Source organism: Azonexus sp., assembly GCF_049652925.1.
GTDB lineage: Bacteria > Pseudomonadota > Gammaproteobacteria > Burkholderiales > Rhodocyclaceae > Azonexus.
Window position 1 is genome coordinate 48,998 of the sequence record NZ_JBASFI010000029.1, and the last position, 15,395, is coordinate 64,392.

Sequence of the window (15,395 nt, forward strand, 5' to 3'; positions counted from 1 at the left end):
CGGCGTGCCGTCGCAAATCGTCAACGCCCTTGCATTGATCCTTTTGGCCGCAGGCATTGCCATCCCGGTTGGCTACTTTGTCGCGCCATGGGCCGGCTGGGCGATTTTCTGCGCCGGGCTCGGCCTGCAGATGCTCTTCAACTTTCGCAACTTCGCCCGGCTGGATCGCTGGTCACAGCATCCCGTCGTTGATGCCAGCCTGGAAGGCGAGGGGGCCTGGGATGGCATCTTTGGCCGTCTTTATCGGCACGAAAAGGACCTGCGCACCCAGATTTCCGATCGCGACGACCAGATCGAGCGTCTTTTTGCCGCGCTGCAAGCGCTGACCGATGGTGTCGTCTCGCTCGACCTGAACCAGCAGATTATTTACTGCAACACCACGGCCGAAGATCAACTTGGCCTTGTTTTTGAAACCGATCGCGGGCAGCCCATCGTCAATCTGGTACGCCAGCCGGAGTTCGTCGCCTACCTTGAGGACGGCGATTTCGAGCGGCCGCTGACCCTGCGTTCGGATCGTGGCGTCGATCGTGTGCTGTCGATCCACGTCGTTCCCTATGCCGGCAATCGTCGCCTCATGCAGATCAAGGACGTCACCCAGAGCGACCGTCTCGACCGCATGCGCCGCGATTTCGTGGCCAATGTCTCGCACGAACTGCGTACGCCGCTCACCGTTCTGGCCGGCTTCCTCGAAACGCTGCAGGAGATCGAACTCGACCGGGATGACCAGCATCGCTATCTCGACATGATGGCCGAGCAGTCGAAACGCATGGAGTCCATCGTCCAGGATTTGCTGACCCTGTCTTCCATCGAGTCGGCGCCGCCACCCAACAATGATCTGGTCGATATGAGCAACCTCATCGACAAGCTGCGCCGTGATGGCGAGGCGCTGTCAGGTGGTCGGCACACTATCGTGGCCGAAACCGACGGACAGTGCGACCTGCGTGGTTCGGAACCGGAACTGGTCAGCGCCTTCGGCAATCTGGTCGCCAACGCCGTGCGTTATACGCCGGCCGGCGGCACGGTGCGCATCGAATGGAAAGTGACCCCGCAAGGGGCTGAGTTCGCCGTCGAAGACACCGGGATCGGTATCGAGGCCAAACACATTCCGCGTCTGACCGAGCGTTTCTACCGCGTCGACCGCGGCCGCTCGCGCGACGCCGGTGGTACCGGGCTTGGGCTGGCCATCGTCAAGCACTCGCTCAATCGCCATCAGGCACAGCTTGATATCAAAAGCGCGCCAGGCGTTGGCAGTCGCTTTGCCGCGAAGTTTCCGGCAACTCGCCTTGCACGGGTCTAGTCACTGCGAGCGTGGGGCTCGCCAGGGCCATCGGGCGCAATGGTCCCGGGGGGGGGCTGCAAGCATCCCCCCGTAGTCGCTCGAAACAGACGCGTTAGCGGAAAAAGCGGCCGAGCAGTCCGCTCAGGAAACCAGGACTCGGTTGTTTTTCGATGGTCGCAACAGCTGCTGCCGCGTGATCGACACCGGTCATCTGCTTGACTGCATCGGCGTAGTCGCGGTCTTCGTTGGAGATATGGTTGATCAGCCATTTCGACAGCATCATGTGCAGTTCATCGACGATATCCTCGCCCTTGGCGGCGCGCATGGTGATATCGGTCACGCGGCGAATGAACAGCTCATGGACTTTCTTGTGCGGCTTGAGGAACTTGTAGCCGGCCTCTTCGAGCATTTCTTCCTCGAAGCCGAAATGCGACTGCGTGTAGTCGATCAGCTGCTCGATGATCTCGTTCACCATCTTCTTGTCGAGCTTCATCTTCGCAATTTCGAGATCGTTGATGTACTCGACGATGCGCTGGTGCTGGGCATCGATGACTTCAATCCCGGTTTCGAGTTTTTTGTCCCAGATAATCGGCATGACTGTTCTCCTGACATTTTTGCAATGTCAGGAGTAAATAGCAGTTTTGGGGTGTTTCAGTTGACGTGTGTCAACAGTGCGACAGTGGGGCCGTGACTTACTTCACGCTTTCGTTTTGATTTTGGCCAAAATTTCCGGTTGACCGTGCAAGTGTGTCGCAACTCCTTGTTTCAACTTCTGATCGGTCGTACCTTGCTGGCCGCCAGCTTGGCGCTGACCCGGGCCTGATCGGTGGTTTCGCCATTGGCTACGGCGACGCCCATGCGGCGTTTTTTGAAGGCTTCCGGCTTGCCGAACAGGCGCAGGTCGGTGCGCGGCACGGCCAGCGCCTCTTCGAGTCCGGTGAAGGCAATGCCCGATTCGTCCATGCCGCCGTAAATGACCGCCGAGGCGCCCGCTTCGCGCAGCGCCGTGTCGACCGGCAGGCCGAGGATGGCGCGGGCGTGCAGTTCGAATTCCGAGAACCGCTGCGAACACAGCGTGACCAGCCCGGTATCGTGCGGCCGCGGGCTGACTTCCGAGAACCACACCATGTCGCCCTTGACGAACAGTTCGACGCCGAACAGGCCACGGCCGCCGAGGTTGCCGGTGACGGCGGCAGCGATTTCCTGCGAACGCCGCAGCGCCGCCGGCGTCATTGCCTGCGGTTGCCAGGATTCGACGTAATCGCCGGCGACCTGGATGTGGCCGATCGGCTCGCAGAAGTGAGTCACCACTTCGCCGGCCGCATTGCAGGCGCGGACGGTGAGCAGGGTAATTTCGTAATCGAAGTCGATGAAGCCTTCAACGATGACGCGCCCCTGATTGACCCGGCCGCCGCTCGCCGCGTAGTCCCAGGCCTTCTGCACGTCGTCCGGGCCGCGCAGCAGCGACTGGCCCTTGCCGGACGACGACATGGTCGGCTTGACGATACACGGGTAGCCAATGCCTTGTTCACCGTTCGCGCCATCAATGGCGGCCTGCAGTTCGGCCAGCGAATCGGCGAATTTGTACGGCGAGGTCGGCAGGCCAAGTTCTTCGGCGGCCAGTCGACGGATGCCTTCCCGGTTCATGGTCAGCTTGGCGGCGCGGGCGGTCGGAATCACTTCGGACAGCCCGGCGGCTTCAATCTCGACCAGCATGTCGGTGGCGATGGCCTCGATTTCCGGCACGATCAGGTGCGGCTTTTCCAGTTCGACCAGCTGGCGCAGCGCGGCGCCATCGGTCATCGAAATGACGTGGGCGCGATGGGCGACCTGATGGCCGGGGGCGTTCTCGTAGCGATCGACGGCGATCACTTCAACGCCCAAGCGCTGCAGCGCGATGATCACTTCCTTGCCGAGTTCGCCGGCGCCGAGCAGCATGACGCGGGTAGCGGAAGGGGAGAGCGGGGTGCCGATTTGCATGGGGTTTCCTCGGAGCGGTGGAAGCGAAGCGCGAATTTGAAATTTGGCCGAATTTAGGCGTCGACCGTGGAAGCGTCAAGCCGGATGTCTTCCCGCGGCTGGTTGGCGCCTGTCGCTGCCTTATAATGCCGCGATGCAATTCCGATCCCTGCCCCTGTCCGTAGAGCGTTTTCTGCTATCGCCGTTCAGCCTGTTGCTGGCGCTCATACTGGCCTTTTTCCTGAATGCCTGGAGCCTGCCGCTGACCGATGTCGACGAGGGCGCCTTCTCGGAAGCAACGCGCGAAATGATGGCGCGTGGCAACCTGGTCTCGCCGACCCTCAACGACGCGCCGCGCCACGACAAACCGATCCTCATCTACTGGGCGCAGGCCGCCTCGGTCGCCGTGCTCGGCGTCAGCGAAATCGGCTTCCGTTTGCCGTCGATCATTTTTTCAGTGCTCTGGGTGTTCGCCCTGTTCCGTTTCTGCCTGCGCCACGGCAACCAGATGACTGCGCAGATCGCCTCGCTGGTCATGGCCTTGACGTTGGTCGTCGGCTTCATCGCCAAGGCGGCGATTGCCGATGCGCTGCTCAACCTGCTCATCGCGCTGGCCATGTTCGGCATCTACGACTATTTCGTCGCCAGCCGGGATGGCAAGCCAGCCAAAAAAACGCGCCGCCTGCTGTACGGCGTCTATGCCGCGCTCGGGCTCGGTTTCCTCGCCAAGGGGCCGGTCGCCGTTTTCTTTCCGCTGCTCATCAGCGGCCTGTTTTTTGTCTCGGCCGGCGCCTGGCGCGACTGGCTCAAAGCCATCTTCTTCTGGCCCGGCTGGCTGCTCTTCCTGGCCATCGTCGTGCCCTGGCACGTCGCGGTCTATCTCGATCAGGGCGACGCTTTCTTCCGCGGCTTCTACCTCAAGCACAACATCAACCGTTACGCCGACACCTTCGAAGGCCACGGCGGGCGCTGGTGGTACTACTTCGCGGTCCTGCCCTTCGTCCTGCTGCCGTTCACCGGCTGGCTGTTCGCCATCGCCGGCAAGCTGGCCAATGCGCTGCGCCAGACCGACAGCGGTGCGCTGTTCGAACGCTTCCTCGTTATCTGGTTCGTCGTCGTCTTCGCCTTTTTCTCGTTCTCCGGCACGCAACTGCCGCATTACCTGCTCTACGGCTGCACGCCGGTCTTCATCCTGCTCGCCCGCAACCGGCTTGATTTCGAGCGACGCTGGCTGGCCTTCATGCCGATGATCCTCTTTGCGCTGCTGCTGGCTGCGCTGCCGGAAGTGCTCGCCTTTGCCGCCGGCAAGGCCAGCCGGCCGTTCGAGAAATTCCTGCTCGACGGCCTGACCGTCGCCTTCGCCGATGAAGCGCGCTGGTTGTTGCCGCTGCTCGCTGTCGCCGTCATCGGCCTGGCCTGCTGGCGCCGTCTGCCTGTCTGGCAGGGGCTGGTTCTCGCCGGCCTGCTGCAGGCCGCCACGGTCGCCCTCGTCATCGCCCCACGCGCCATCGAAGTGACGCAAGGCCCCGTGCGCGAAGCGGCCATGTTCGTCCGCCAGAGCGGCGAAACCAATGTCGTCGCCTGGCGCATCATCATGCCGAGCTTCAGCGTCTATCGGCAGGCAGCGACGCCGACCCGCGTGCCCGAACTCGGCCAGCTCGTGTTCACGCGCACCGACCGCAAGCACGAAGTGCAGGCCCTGCTCGCCCCCAGCCTCGTGCTGCGCGACGTCTATCAACGTAGCTTCGTCACGCTGGCTCGTGTCGAGCGTGAGGACAAGCAGTGAACGATCAGGGCTTGCACGCCCGGAACCCGATTTTCGACGCTTCGATCGCCGGACTGTGCCTGATCTTCGCGCTCGGCCTGGTCGCCATCGGTCAGACCGGTAACTGGTACGCCGGCTTCATTCCCGCCCAGGCGGCCAGCCAGGTCTTGCCGCCATGGCTCTGGGAAAGCCTGACGACGCTTGGCGACGGCCGTGTCCAGCTAGCCTTGATGCTGCCCTTCTGCCTGCGCTACCCGCGCGTTTTCTGGGCGCTCGTCGTCGGCGCGCTGCTCGCCGGGGCGCTGAGCCGCGGCCTCAAGATCTGGTTCGACCTGCCGCGCCCGGCGGCTGTGCTCGACGCCAGCCAGATCACCATCATCGGCGCCCGATTGACGGCGCACAGCTTCCCCTCCGGCCATACCGTTTCGGCTTTTTCCTTCGTTGTCGCGTGGCTGGCCCTCCTTGGCTGGCGGCGTGCCCTGCCCATTGTCGTCATTGCCGTGCTGGCTGGCTTTTCCCGGATCGCCGTTGGCGCCCATTGGCCGGTCGATGTGCTCGCCGGAGGGCTGGTCGGCCTGATCGGCGGCTGGCTCGGCCTGCGCCTGACCCGCAGTTTCCGCTGGGGGCTGGGTATTCGCGCCCACTGGATATTGATCGTCATCGCCGTCATTGGTGTGGCGACGCTACCATTCGATGGCCAGGGCTACCCGGATACCCGCCCGTGGCGCATCGTCGCCTGCCTGTGGGGGCTGGGCGGCTTCGTCCTGTTCTATCTGCGGCCCCTGCTACGCGGCGGCTGGCAGGCGGCCAACGAGCCGTTGGCAGGCTTGGCCGCAGAAAACCGCGCGAACTGATTCAGCGCTGGTCATTTGACCACGGCCAGCGAGCGCCTGGTATTCCCCAACATGGCAATCAATCGTCCGCTTTTGAACATCCCGAAGCGGTAACGCCCGAAATGCCAATTGCAATTTCGGCCGGGAATTCGTAAGGTGACGGTTGTCGCACGAAGTCCCTCAATAGCATGCAATTTCATGGTCAAGATATTGGTCATGGTTCCGGGTTCGGCGGCGCTTCTTTTCTTCCATTGCTCGCCATCGCATGGCGCTGGCTGGGCCTGCAGGCGAGTGCTTTCATGCTGAAATCAGCGGCAACCGAGGGGCTGAACTGAACATCATGCTTTCGTCCATCCTCAAATATTTCGATATTGCGCGACTTGTCGGGGCTGGTATCAAGTGTCCGATGTGCAGTAGCACGCGCTGCCAGCAATCAAAATGGCACTCGAAGCATGAAAAACTGTCCTCGGCGAGCCATCGCCCTTATCGTTGCCTTGACTGCACGTATCGTTTTCTTGCTATCAGGGGCGCAGCTCTGGAACGTCCGATAATCAACGGTGCTGCGGCGGTATTGCTGACTCTCGGTGCATTGACGGCTGCTGAGCTTTGGCAGGAGGCGGAGAGCGGGCAATTGGGGATTGCCTCGACAGTACAACCCGGTGACGGCACGGCGAGCGGCGAGGTACAGCGCCTTGCGGCCAATGCGGCTACCGATGCCGGGAAAGCGCCGGAAGCCCAGGGCAATAAACTGCAGACAGCCGCCGAAAACGGCGATGTAGGTGCGATGCTTCAACTCGGCCGCGACCTGGCGACCGGGAACAATCGACCGAAGGATGTCGGGCAGGCGGCAAAATGGGTGCAGTTGGCCGCGGCAACGGGAAATCCCGATGCCATGCTTGAACTGGGGCGGTTTTATCGCGATGGCCTGGGGCTGGCGCAGGATTCGGCGCGCGCCTACGTCTGGCTCAGTCGGGCCGCCGCTGCCAAGCAAACGGATGCCGTGCTGGAGCGCGAAGCTCTGGTCCGGACGATGGGCGAAGAGCCGCTCAAGGTGGCGCTGGAATTGTCCATGCCGACACAACCGGCGGCGGCCCTCGCCCGCCCGAAATAGCCAGTTCTTGGGAAGTGTTGCGGCAGGTTGCCAAGCAATGACCGGTGATTGGGCGTTGCCGGCGATTCCCACGGTCAACCGGAAAAAATGTCCAAAAACGAAATGCCGGGGAAGGTCAGTGATTTCCTGCCGGTCGCACGGCACCTCTCCGGAAGGCGTTGCCGTTGCAACAAAAGCTTAACGGAACAGTAACTTTGAGGTCACGGGCTGGCCGTATCGTGCGGTCATGCCCAAGGTCAGAAGCGTTTTTCTCTCCGACATCCACCTTGGCACGCGGGCGTGCCAGGCGGACAGACTCCTCGATTTTCTGCGCGAACATCCGGCCGAACAGACTTTCCTGATCGGCGACATCGTCGATTTCTGGGCGATGAGCCGCAGCATCAACTGGTCGCAAGCGCAGAACACCGTCGTCCAGAAGCTGCTGCGCCGGGCCCGCCATGGCGACCGCGTGGTCTTCATCCCGGGCAATCACGACGAAGTGCTGCGCGATTACTGCGGCATCGTTTTCGGCGAGGTCGAGGTCATCGACGAACTGGTCCACGAAACCCTGGATGGCCGCCGCTTCCTGCTCATCCACGGCGACCAGTTCGACCAGGTGACGCGTCATCATCGCTGGGTCGCCGTGCTCGGCGACAAGGCTTACGAAATGCTCGTCCGCATCAACAGCCTGCTCTCCTGGGGGCGGCGCAAGCTCGGTATTTCCGGCTACTGGTCGTTGGCCGGCTACGCCAAGCGCAAGGTCAAGACGGCGCTGACCTTCATTTTCGATTTCGAGGAATCGGCCATCCACCACGCCAAGGAGCGGGGCCTGGACGGCGTCATCTGCGGCCACATCCACTGGGCGACGATCCGCGAGATCGACGGCCTGACGTACGTGAATTGCGGCGACTGGGTCGATTCCTGCACGGCCATCGTCGAACACTTCGACGGCCGGCTCGAACTGGTCACCTGGGGCGAACAAAAGCCGGTGCCCATGCTGGCCGCCCCGGTTGTCCAATCCGTTGCCGAAACTGTAGAGGCCTGAGATGCGTGTTTTGATGGTTTCCGACGTGTATTTTCCCCGCGTCAATGGCGTCTCGACTTCCATCGAGACCTTCCGCCGCACGCTGTCGGCGCATGGCGTCGAGGTCAAGCTGGTCGTCCCGCGTTATGGCAACGAGGTTGATGAGCCGGGCATCGTTCGCGTCGCCGGCCGACCGGTGCCGGGCGACCGCGAAGACCGGCTGGTCGGCTGGCGGGCCATGCACCGGTCGGTGCTCGAAGCGGCGCAGGACTGCGACCTGATCCACGTCCAGACCCCGTTCATCGCCCACTACGCCGGCCTCAAGGCCGGGCGCAAGCTCGGCCTGCCGGTGGTGGCGACCTATCACACGTTGTTCGAGGAATATCTGCAGCACTACGCCAAGCCGATCCCGCCGAGCTGGTTGCGCGGCCAGGCGCGGGCCTTGTCACGCCGGCAATGCAACCAGCTCGATGCCGTGATCGTGCCGTCGACGGCGATGCGTCAGCGGCTTGAAAGCTATGGCGTGACATCGCCGATGCGCGTCCTGCCCACCGGCATTCCGATGGCGCAATTCGCCGGCGGCAACGGTATGCGCTTTCGTCGGAAGTTCGGCATAGCCGAATCCCGCCCGATGGCGCTCTTCGTCGGCCGCGTCGCCCATGAAAAGAATATCGGCTTCCTGCTCGAAGCCCTCGTCCAGGCCCGCCAGATCCGCCCCGACGCGCTGCTCGTCATCGCTGGCGAAGGCCCGGCCATGGCCGACCTCAAGGCGCAGACCGCGGCGCTGGGCGTGCAGGATGCCGTCCAGTTCATCGGCTACCTCGACCGCCAGCAGGCGCTGCCCGATTGCTATGCTGCGGCCAATGTTTTCGTCTTTGCCTCACGCACTGAAACGCAGGGCCTGGTCCTGCTCGAAGCGATGGCGGCCGGCGTGCCGGTCATCGCGCTGTCCGAAATGGGGACGACCGACATTCTGGCGCCGGCGCGCGGCGCCTTCTCGCCGCCGAACGACCCGCGGGCTTTCGGTGAAGTGCTCGGCCAGTTTCTCAAGCATCCCGAATCATGGCGCCACCTCAACGATGAAGCGCCGATCTACGCGCAGGAATGGACCGATGTGGCGATGGCCGAGCGGCTGGCGCGCCTTTACGGCGAACTGACCAATTGCAAAATTGGCCAGAAATTCCGGTTGACCGTAGCAATCTGATCGCCAGCCCGATGAACGACCATTCCGACGCTTGCTGCGTCCGCTGCGCCTACTTCCGGCCGAGCGATGCGCTCACCGGCCTGTGCCATCGCTATCCGCCGGTCTTCGCCGGCGACAGTTCGCCGCGCGAAGCCCATCACTGGCGCCATCCGGTCGTCGGGCCGCATGGCTGGTGCGGCGAACACCGGTTGGCGCCCGGCGCTCAGATGTCTTCGAGCGGTGTCACCAACTGATTGACCTTGCGCAGGCGTTCGGCCATGACGCGCATGACCTGGGTGGCGAAAAACGGCGTTTGCTGAACGAGAAACTGGAAGCGCTTTTCGTCGACTTCGACGAACTCGCATTCGGTCACGGCGACTACGCTGGCCGAGCGCGGCCCGGGTGAAACGATGCCCATTTCGCCAACGATGCTGCCATGCTCGAGGCTTTCGACGACCCGGTTGTTGACGATGACTTCGGCCGTGCCAGTCGTCAGGACGTACATCATTTGGCCGTCCTCATTCTCGGAAAACAGGGCGGCGCCCGGGGCGACCTTGATGATGGTGGGGTTGTGCGTAAACAGCTCGAAGAAAACCATGGTTACATTTCCGGATGAACGAGACTAGGCCTTTTAGCATAGGCGGGCTTCTGCATCATTGCAGGAATATTACAGATAAGCCGGGCTTGACCTAGAACAAGGTCGGCGAGATCAGGCGCAGGCCAACCGAAAACCAGTGCTGGTCGCTGATGGCGCCAAACCGGCTGCCGTAGGTAGTGTCGATCTGGACGTGGTTGGGCACGATCCAGTAACGGACGCCCATCTGGAAAAATGGATTGCCCTTGTCCTGGCCATAGCTTTCGGCAATCAGCCAGGCCCGGTTGGTGATCTGGATTTCGCTGCCGAGGCCCCAGGTCAGGCGATTTTCCTGGTTTTCGCGTTCGCGGGTGTAGCCGAGGTTGGTGTGGATAACCACCCGGTCGTCGGCCAGCGAAAAGCTGACCGGCACGTGGAAATACGGGTTGCCGGTGTGTGCGCTGCCCGGCTGCGTGGCATAACCGGCGGCGAAACCGACGCCGTAACCATTGGTTTCCAGCGGCTTGAGCAGGGTCTTGCCCTGAATGACCATGGCGCCGCTTTCCTGATGGCCGTCAGCATAGGCCAGCGCGCCGCCGAAAGTCAGCTCGAAATTGCCGCCCGGGTTGCAGGCTGGCAAGGCCCAGAGCTCGTGCTGGCTACCGTGCAGGTGTACCCAGGATTCGACTTGGCAGGCGCCGCCATCGGTCAGCCGCGCATCGTCGGTGATCATCGGGCGGGCGGCGTGGGCGGCCGGCAGGGCGGCGAGCAGGAAGAGCAGGGCGGAAAGCAGGCGCATGGGCATATTCGGACGAGCGTAGGTTTGAATTGTGACAGAGCGATGACTCCGGCTGTCATCAAAGCTTAGCGCTACCTGATTAACGTGAGCGCTTTCGCGGAGATTTCATGCAGGAACCCTCGTCGAACGAACTCGGCCTCGATCCGGCCAACGAATCGCCCTTCAAGGGCAAGACCGGACTGCGCCGGGTGTGGAATGCGCTGACCTACTCGCTGGCCGGCCTCAAGGCCGCTTACCTGTGCGAAGACGCCTTCCGCCAGGAAGTCATCCTCGCGGCGCTGCTTATCCCGGCGGCCTTCCTGTTGCCCGTGCCATGGCTGGGGCGTGGGCTGATGATCGCCAGCGTGCTGCTCGTCCTCATCGTTGAGCTGCTCAATTCGGCCATCGAAGCCGTGGTCGACCGCGTCAGCCTGGAAAACCATCGCCTGGCCAAGCGCGCCAAGGACATCGGCAGCGCCGCGGTGCTTGTTTCGCTGATCCTCGTCATGTTCGTCTGGGCCTGCGTGCTCATGGAGATCGCCTGATGTCACTGGTCATTGCCTTCGTCACCGAAACCTTCCCGCCCGAAGTTAACGGCGTGGCGATGACCGTTGGCCGGCTGGTCGGTGGCCTGCGCGAGCGCGGCCACCGGGTCAGCGTCATCCGGCCGCGGCAATCCAAGGGTGATGCCGGCAGCGAACACGAACTGGCCTTGCCCGGCTTCCCGCTGCCCGGCTACCCCGGCCTGCGCTTCGGTCTGCCGGCCGGGCGTCGGCTGGCCCGCCAATGGCGCCAGCACCGGCCCGATCTGGTCCATGTCGTGACCGAAGGGCCGCTCGGCTGGTCGGCCGTCAGCGTCGCCCGCAAAATGGGCATCCCGGTCACCTCGGGCTTCCACACCAATTTCGACCGCTATAGCGTGCATTACGGCATGGGCTGGATGCGCCCGGCCGTCGCCGCCTACTTGCGCACCCTGCACCGGCGGACGCTGGCGACCATGGTGCCGACGGCCGCATTGGCCGCCGACCTGGCCGGCGAAGGGCTGACCGGCGTACGCGTCGTCGGCCGTGGCGTCGATACCGAACTTTATGATCCGGCCCGCCGCAGCGCCGCCCTGCGCGAGAACTGGGGCGTCGAAGGCGATGGCCCGGCTTGTCTTTACGTCGGACGGGTGGCGGCCGAGAAGAATCTGGCGCTGGTCAAAAAGACCTTTGCCGCCATTCAGGTCTGGCATCCGAAAGCCAAAATGGTCTGGGTCGGCGACGGCCCTTCAGCCAAACAACTGGCCGCCGATCATCCCGATCACCATTTCGCCGGCATGCGCATTGGCGAAGATCTGGCCGCCCATTACGCCAGCGCCGACCTCTTTCTCTTCCCCAGCCTGACCGAGACCTACGGCAACGTCGTCGCCGAGGCGATGGCCAGCGGTCTGCCGGTCATCGCCTACCGTAGCGCCGCAGCCGCCGAACTGATCGCCCAGCAGCAAAACGGCATGGTCGCTTCGCCCGGTGACGAGCGCGGCTACGTCGAAGGTGCGCTGTGGATGCTCGACGAAGCCGAGCGCCTCGGCGAAATGGCCGAAGCGGCGCGCAAGACGATGCTGCCGCGCAGTTGGGCCGGCGTCGTCGAAACTTTTGAGAACGTAGCGCGTGAAGCGATGGCGACTCAGCCCTGAATCATATGCAGTTCAACCACGGCCGGATCGTCACCGTGGTCGATCAGGATGCGTTTGACGCGATCCTGCCAGAGTTCCCCGAACAGTTTTTTCTCGGCCGGACTGGCCGTGCCCTGGACGACGGCGGGCAGCAATTCGCCGAGGCGCGGATCGGCCGATATCAAATTTGGGCGAAAATTCCCGTTGACCGTGGCATTCGTATCGAGCCGGGTAAACGTCATGCCGACGCTGCCGCTCACGCCGAAGCGCAGCAAGCCGCGCCGGACATGCTGTCCGCCCAGCCCCTTGAAACCGCCATCGCCGGCCGCGCCGGTCAGTAGCGTGGCGACACTGGCGATGACGCCGGCGACGCCAGTATCGATGCTTTCATGGAGGGCGACAGCAATGTTGCCGCGGACGGGAATCTCGTTGCCATAAAGCGCGCGCAAGGCACGCACGCTGGTCAGCCAGGCCCCGGCCACCGTCGGGCAGGAATGCCCGGCCAGTTTGACCGCATCGGCAAAGCCGTATTCGATCAGCCCGCCCGCCGCCGCGCCGAGCAGTTCGGCCAGCGGGTCGCGCAGCGTGATGGTGGGAACGCGGGAAAAGAATTCGGGAAAGGCCATTGTGATCTCCTTGAGGCTGCAGTATGCCCAGCCGGCCAGAGCGTGGCCTTGATGTCGGTCAGGCGCGCTGGATCAGCTCGATCTTGTAGCCATCCGGATCTTCAACGAAAGCGATGATCGTCGAGCCATGCTTCATAGGCCCGGCTTCGCGCACGACCTTGCCGCCGCGCGCCTTGATCGCGGCGCAGGCGGCAGCCGCATCGGGCACGGCCAGCGCGATGTGGCCGTAGCCGGTGCCCAGCTCGTAGCTCGGCGTGTCCCAGTTGTGGGTCAGTTCGAGCACGGCTTCGCTGGCTTCGTCGCCATAGCCGACGAAGGCCAGCGTGAAGCGGCCTTCCGGGAAGTCGGTGCGGCGCAGGAGCTGCATGCCGAGGATTTCGGTGTAGAAAGCGATGGATTTGTCGAGATCGCCGACGCGGATCATGGTGTGCAGAATGCGCATGCGTGTTCCTTAAAAGTGGGGGATTTGCCGGGCCAGTTGGCGCAGTTCAAGCCGGCGCGTCTTCCAGTCCGGGCAAAGTTGCTCAACCACAGACCAGAAGCGCGGGCTGTGGTTCAAGTTGTTATTGTTCCATACACGTAGGCATGTATCGGTGTATGTGTACATATAAATCAATATCTTACGAAAAAATATCCTAGCATGTAGGTGTATCAGCATGTACGGGAAAGCACAGGAATCCCCGTACAAACTCCATACACGGCTGGTCGTGTAGGTGATAGCCTCATACTTAGGAGAACGGTTCATGGTCAAGAAAATCAAGCTCACAGACGACATTGTGGCATCCCTCCCTATTCCAGCGAAGGGGCAGGCATTCCATTGGTGTGCCAAAGAGCGAGGGCTGGCAGTTCGTATCACTGCAGCCGGGTCGAGAGCGTATATCGCCCAGGGGCAGGTTCAAGGAAAAACGGTTCGGGTGACGCTTGGGAGATCCGATCAGCTTTCTGTTGAGGATGCCCGTGTTCAGTGCCACGCCGCCCTGCTTTTGATGCGTCAAGGCACCTCGCCGGTTGAACGCAAAAAGCAGGTCAAGATCGAAGGCGTCACTCTGCAGGAAGCCCTTGAGGACTACCTCCAAAATAGGCGCAGTGCCTACGGCCCCCTTCGGGAGAGCACGAAGGAAAAGCTCCGAGGTCACGTAGAACACAATCTAGCTGACTGGTGCAGCAAGCCCATGACCAGCATTACTCACCTGATGGTGGCGCAACGATTCCGCGAGATTAGCGAACGGGCACCAGTGCAAGCCAACATCGTCATGGGCACGCTCAGGAGCTTGTTTTCATGGGTTCGGGACAAGAGCATCAACGCCGAGGGTATCCCTACGATCTGCGCCCATAACCCTGTGGTCATCGCCTTCCGGCAGCTTGTGAAATACAACCATGTCAAACCGCGCACGCGCCGCGTCCCAACTGACCGCACCGGGGCGGTCTGGCATCTGCTGGAGCAAAGGCTGGATGCAGATAAATTCACCCCGAACGATAACCACAATGCTGCGCTGGCGCTTTGCCTGATGATCGTTGGTGCCCGCTTCAACGAACTGGCAACCCTCAAATGGACGGCGGTTCATCTGGACGACGAAAAGCCGTATATCGAATTCACCGAAACCAAACAGCATCGCCGCCTTATGCTGCCGATCACAACTACGCTCAATCGGTTACTGCGTCTGCAATGGGAGCGTCGGCAAACTGGCAACCCCTATGTCTTTGTCGGTCGTACTCGGAAAAGCCACGTCAAAATTCTCTACAAGACGCTCCACCACGTTGGCGACATTGCTGGCGGAAAGATCAGTGCCCACGACTTCAGGCGCGGGCTGGTGCAGGCAGGGGAGACGGTGGGCATTCAGAGCCATATCGTTGAGCTGCTTACCGGCCATGCGCCCACGGGGGTCACGGCAAAGCATTACCGTGATTCGGAAGACTTGCGGCACTACCTGCCGCAAGCCCAAGCGATAGCGGATTGGTTCGAGCAGCAGGGGGCGATCTATGCCGCCCAGCAGTCCGGCGCAAATGTTATGGCAATCCCTTCTCGTGCTTGAGGGGCGCGAAATCTTGACCGAGATGACTGCATGATGTCGCCCCACCTAACCACTGAAGTTCATTGGCTCGACCAAGATGTATGTGGCAGATATCGGCCACTATCTGCCGTTGGCTGTTACATTTGAATTTCTCGTGCTGGAGGGCGCCGAACGGCCGGTATTCGGCGAGCTAATTTGCAGCTTCAATTTCTCAAGCCGGCCAAAAGCAGCCGGTCAGCATCCCGCAGCAGCGGCCATGCAGGCGGCTGCTCAGCTCCGAAACCTGCCGCTCCTTTCCTCGCGTTGAAGGACATCCCACGACTTCGACAAAAACGAACGGAATGCTTCAGGGGGGCGCTCTTGAAAGTCCGGTTCGTCATCTTGATTAATCCGGGCAGCATAAAAGTCGCGATCCCCATTCAAAACATTGGCGTCCAGGAATAGCGAATAATGCTCCTCGGTGTAGGCTTGGCGTTCGCTGATAGCCACGACCGTTTCGATGACGTCTCCGTTCAACACAGGGTGATCGTCCGAGTCGTGATGAAGAAGATTCTGTGCCTGCAAGGCTTCCGCCAAGTCATTGATCGTTTCAAAATCGTCCATTGTTAAACCTCCATT

Annotated in this window: 19 protein-coding genes; 11 read left to right on the plus strand and 8 right to left on the minus strand. The window is 62.0% G+C overall.

Annotated features, from left to right (window positions below; all coding sequences use genetic code 11):
* Window positions 1–4: 4 nt before the first annotated feature.
* The gene (gene phoR / locus WBK19_RS15840; RefSeq protein WP_511291408.1) at window positions 5–1,297 is read left to right on the plus strand and encodes a phosphate regulon sensor histidine kinase PhoR; all 1,293 of its coding nucleotides are present in this window, start codon (window positions 5–7) and stop codon (window positions 1,295–1,297) included.
* Window positions 1,298–1,391: 94 nt separating this feature from the next.
* On the opposite strand, the gene WBK19_RS15845 is transcribed toward phoR, so the two are convergent.
* Window positions 1,392–1,874: a bacteriohemerythrin gene (locus WBK19_RS15845; protein WP_511291410.1), complete on the minus strand. Its 483-nt coding sequence runs from the start codon at window positions 1,872–1,874 to the stop codon at window positions 1,392–1,394.
* Window positions 1,875–2,044: 170 nt separating this feature from the next.
* On the minus strand, window positions 2,045–3,259 hold the full coding sequence (gene purT / locus WBK19_RS15850; RefSeq protein ID WP_511291412.1) for a formate-dependent phosphoribosylglycinamide formyltransferase: 1,215 nt from the start codon (window positions 3,257–3,259) through the stop codon (window positions 2,045–2,047).
* A 133-nt stretch (window positions 3,260–3,392) separates the two neighbouring features.
* Here purT and WBK19_RS15855 point away from each other — a divergent pair, with 133 nt between their 5' ends.
* From WBK19_RS15855 to WBK19_RS15885, 7 genes are all read left to right on the plus strand, one after another.
* Window positions 3,393–5,024 (plus strand): ArnT family glycosyltransferase, encoded by a 1,632-nt coding sequence (locus WBK19_RS15855; RefSeq protein ID WP_511291414.1) that lies wholly within the window; start codon window positions 3,393–3,395, stop codon window positions 5,022–5,024.
* Complete coding sequence (locus WBK19_RS15860) at window positions 5,021–5,857, plus strand: phosphatase PAP2 family protein (protein WP_511291416.1); 837 nt, start codon at window positions 5,021–5,023, stop codon at window positions 5,855–5,857. The genes WBK19_RS15855 and WBK19_RS15860 overlap by 4 nt, the downstream gene beginning before the upstream one ends.
* Before the next feature lie 167 nt (window positions 5,858–6,024).
* A complete protein-coding gene (locus tag WBK19_RS15865) occupies window positions 6,025–6,171 on the plus strand; it encodes a hypothetical protein (RefSeq protein WP_511291418.1) in 147 nt (48 codons plus the stop codon).
* 236 nt (window positions 6,172–6,407) lie between these two features.
* Window positions 6,408–6,947, plus strand: a complete 540-nt coding sequence (locus WBK19_RS15870; RefSeq protein WP_511291420.1) for a tetratricopeptide repeat protein — start codon at window positions 6,408–6,410, stop codon at window positions 6,945–6,947.
* A 226-nt stretch (window positions 6,948–7,173) separates the two neighbouring features.
* A complete protein-coding gene (locus tag WBK19_RS15875; RefSeq protein ID WP_511291422.1) occupies window positions 7,174–7,971 on the plus strand; it encodes a UDP-2,3-diacylglucosamine diphosphatase in 798 nt (265 codons plus the stop codon).
* Window position 7,972: 1 nt separating this feature from the next.
* Window positions 7,973–9,154 carry a glycosyltransferase gene (locus tag WBK19_RS15880; RefSeq protein ID WP_511291424.1) on the plus strand — a complete coding sequence of 394 codons (1,182 nt, stop codon included), beginning with the start codon at window positions 7,973–7,975 and terminating at the stop codon, window positions 9,152–9,154.
* Between the two features lie 11 nt (window positions 9,155–9,165).
* Window positions 9,166–9,387, plus strand: a complete 222-nt coding sequence (locus tag WBK19_RS15885; protein ID WP_511291426.1) for a hypothetical protein — start codon at window positions 9,166–9,168, stop codon at window positions 9,385–9,387.
* Here WBK19_RS15885 and WBK19_RS15890 read toward each other — a convergent pair.
* Both WBK19_RS15890 and WBK19_RS15895 read right to left on the minus strand, forming a co-directional pair.
* Window positions 9,357–9,731, minus strand: coding sequence for a Crp/Fnr family transcriptional regulator (locus WBK19_RS15890; protein ID WP_511291428.1), 375 nt, complete (start codon window positions 9,729–9,731; stop codon window positions 9,357–9,359). The two genes, WBK19_RS15885 and WBK19_RS15890, sit on opposite strands and share 31 nt — an antisense overlap.
* A gap of 91 nt (window positions 9,732–9,822) precedes the next feature.
* On the minus strand, window positions 9,823–10,506 hold the full coding sequence (locus WBK19_RS15895) for a PA4824 family protein (RefSeq protein WP_511291430.1): 684 nt from the start codon (window positions 10,504–10,506) through the stop codon (window positions 9,823–9,825).
* Between the two features lie 107 nt (window positions 10,507–10,613).
* Here WBK19_RS15895 and WBK19_RS15900 point away from each other — a divergent pair, with 107 nt between their 5' ends.
* Window positions 10,614–11,030, plus strand: coding sequence for a diacylglycerol kinase (locus WBK19_RS15900; RefSeq protein WP_511291432.1), 417 nt, complete (start codon window positions 10,614–10,616; stop codon window positions 11,028–11,030).
* Entirely contained in the window at window positions 11,030–12,160 is a 1,131-nt protein-coding gene (locus tag WBK19_RS15905; RefSeq protein ID WP_511291434.1) for a glycosyltransferase family 4 protein, read from the plus strand. The genes WBK19_RS15900 and WBK19_RS15905 overlap by 1 nt, the downstream gene beginning before the upstream one ends.
* Here the strand turns inward: WBK19_RS15905 and WBK19_RS15910 are convergent.
* From WBK19_RS15910 to WBK19_RS15920, 3 genes are read right to left on the minus strand one after another with little or no spacing between them, the layout of a single operon-like run.
* Window positions 12,151–12,765, minus strand: a complete 615-nt coding sequence (locus WBK19_RS15910; RefSeq protein WP_511291436.1) for a hypothetical protein — start codon at window positions 12,763–12,765, stop codon at window positions 12,151–12,153. The genes WBK19_RS15905 and WBK19_RS15910 overlap by 10 nt on opposite strands.
* Window positions 12,766–12,823: 58 nt before the next feature.
* On the minus strand, window positions 12,824–13,207 hold the full coding sequence (gloA, locus tag WBK19_RS15915; RefSeq protein WP_511291438.1) for a lactoylglutathione lyase: 384 nt from the start codon (window positions 13,205–13,207) through the stop codon (window positions 12,824–12,826).
* A 9-nt stretch (window positions 13,208–13,216) separates the two neighbouring features.
* Window positions 13,217–13,540, minus strand: coding sequence for a YgjP-like metallopeptidase domain-containing protein (locus tag WBK19_RS15920; protein WP_511291440.1), 324 nt, complete (start codon window positions 13,538–13,540; stop codon window positions 13,217–13,219).
* Between WBK19_RS15920 and WBK19_RS15925 the strand changes: the two genes are divergently transcribed.
* The gene (locus WBK19_RS15925) at window positions 13,509–14,798 is read left to right on the plus strand and encodes a tyrosine-type recombinase/integrase (RefSeq protein WP_511291442.1); all 1,290 of its coding nucleotides are present in this window, start codon (window positions 13,509–13,511) and stop codon (window positions 14,796–14,798) included. The genes WBK19_RS15920 and WBK19_RS15925 overlap by 32 nt on opposite strands.
* Window positions 14,799–15,047: 249 nt before the next feature.
* Here WBK19_RS15925 and WBK19_RS15930 read toward each other — a convergent pair whose 3' ends face one another.
* Window positions 15,048–15,380 (minus strand): hypothetical protein, encoded by a 333-nt coding sequence (locus tag WBK19_RS15930; RefSeq protein ID WP_511291444.1) that lies wholly within the window; start codon window positions 15,378–15,380, stop codon window positions 15,048–15,050.
* Window positions 15,381–15,395 lie beyond the last annotated feature (15 nt).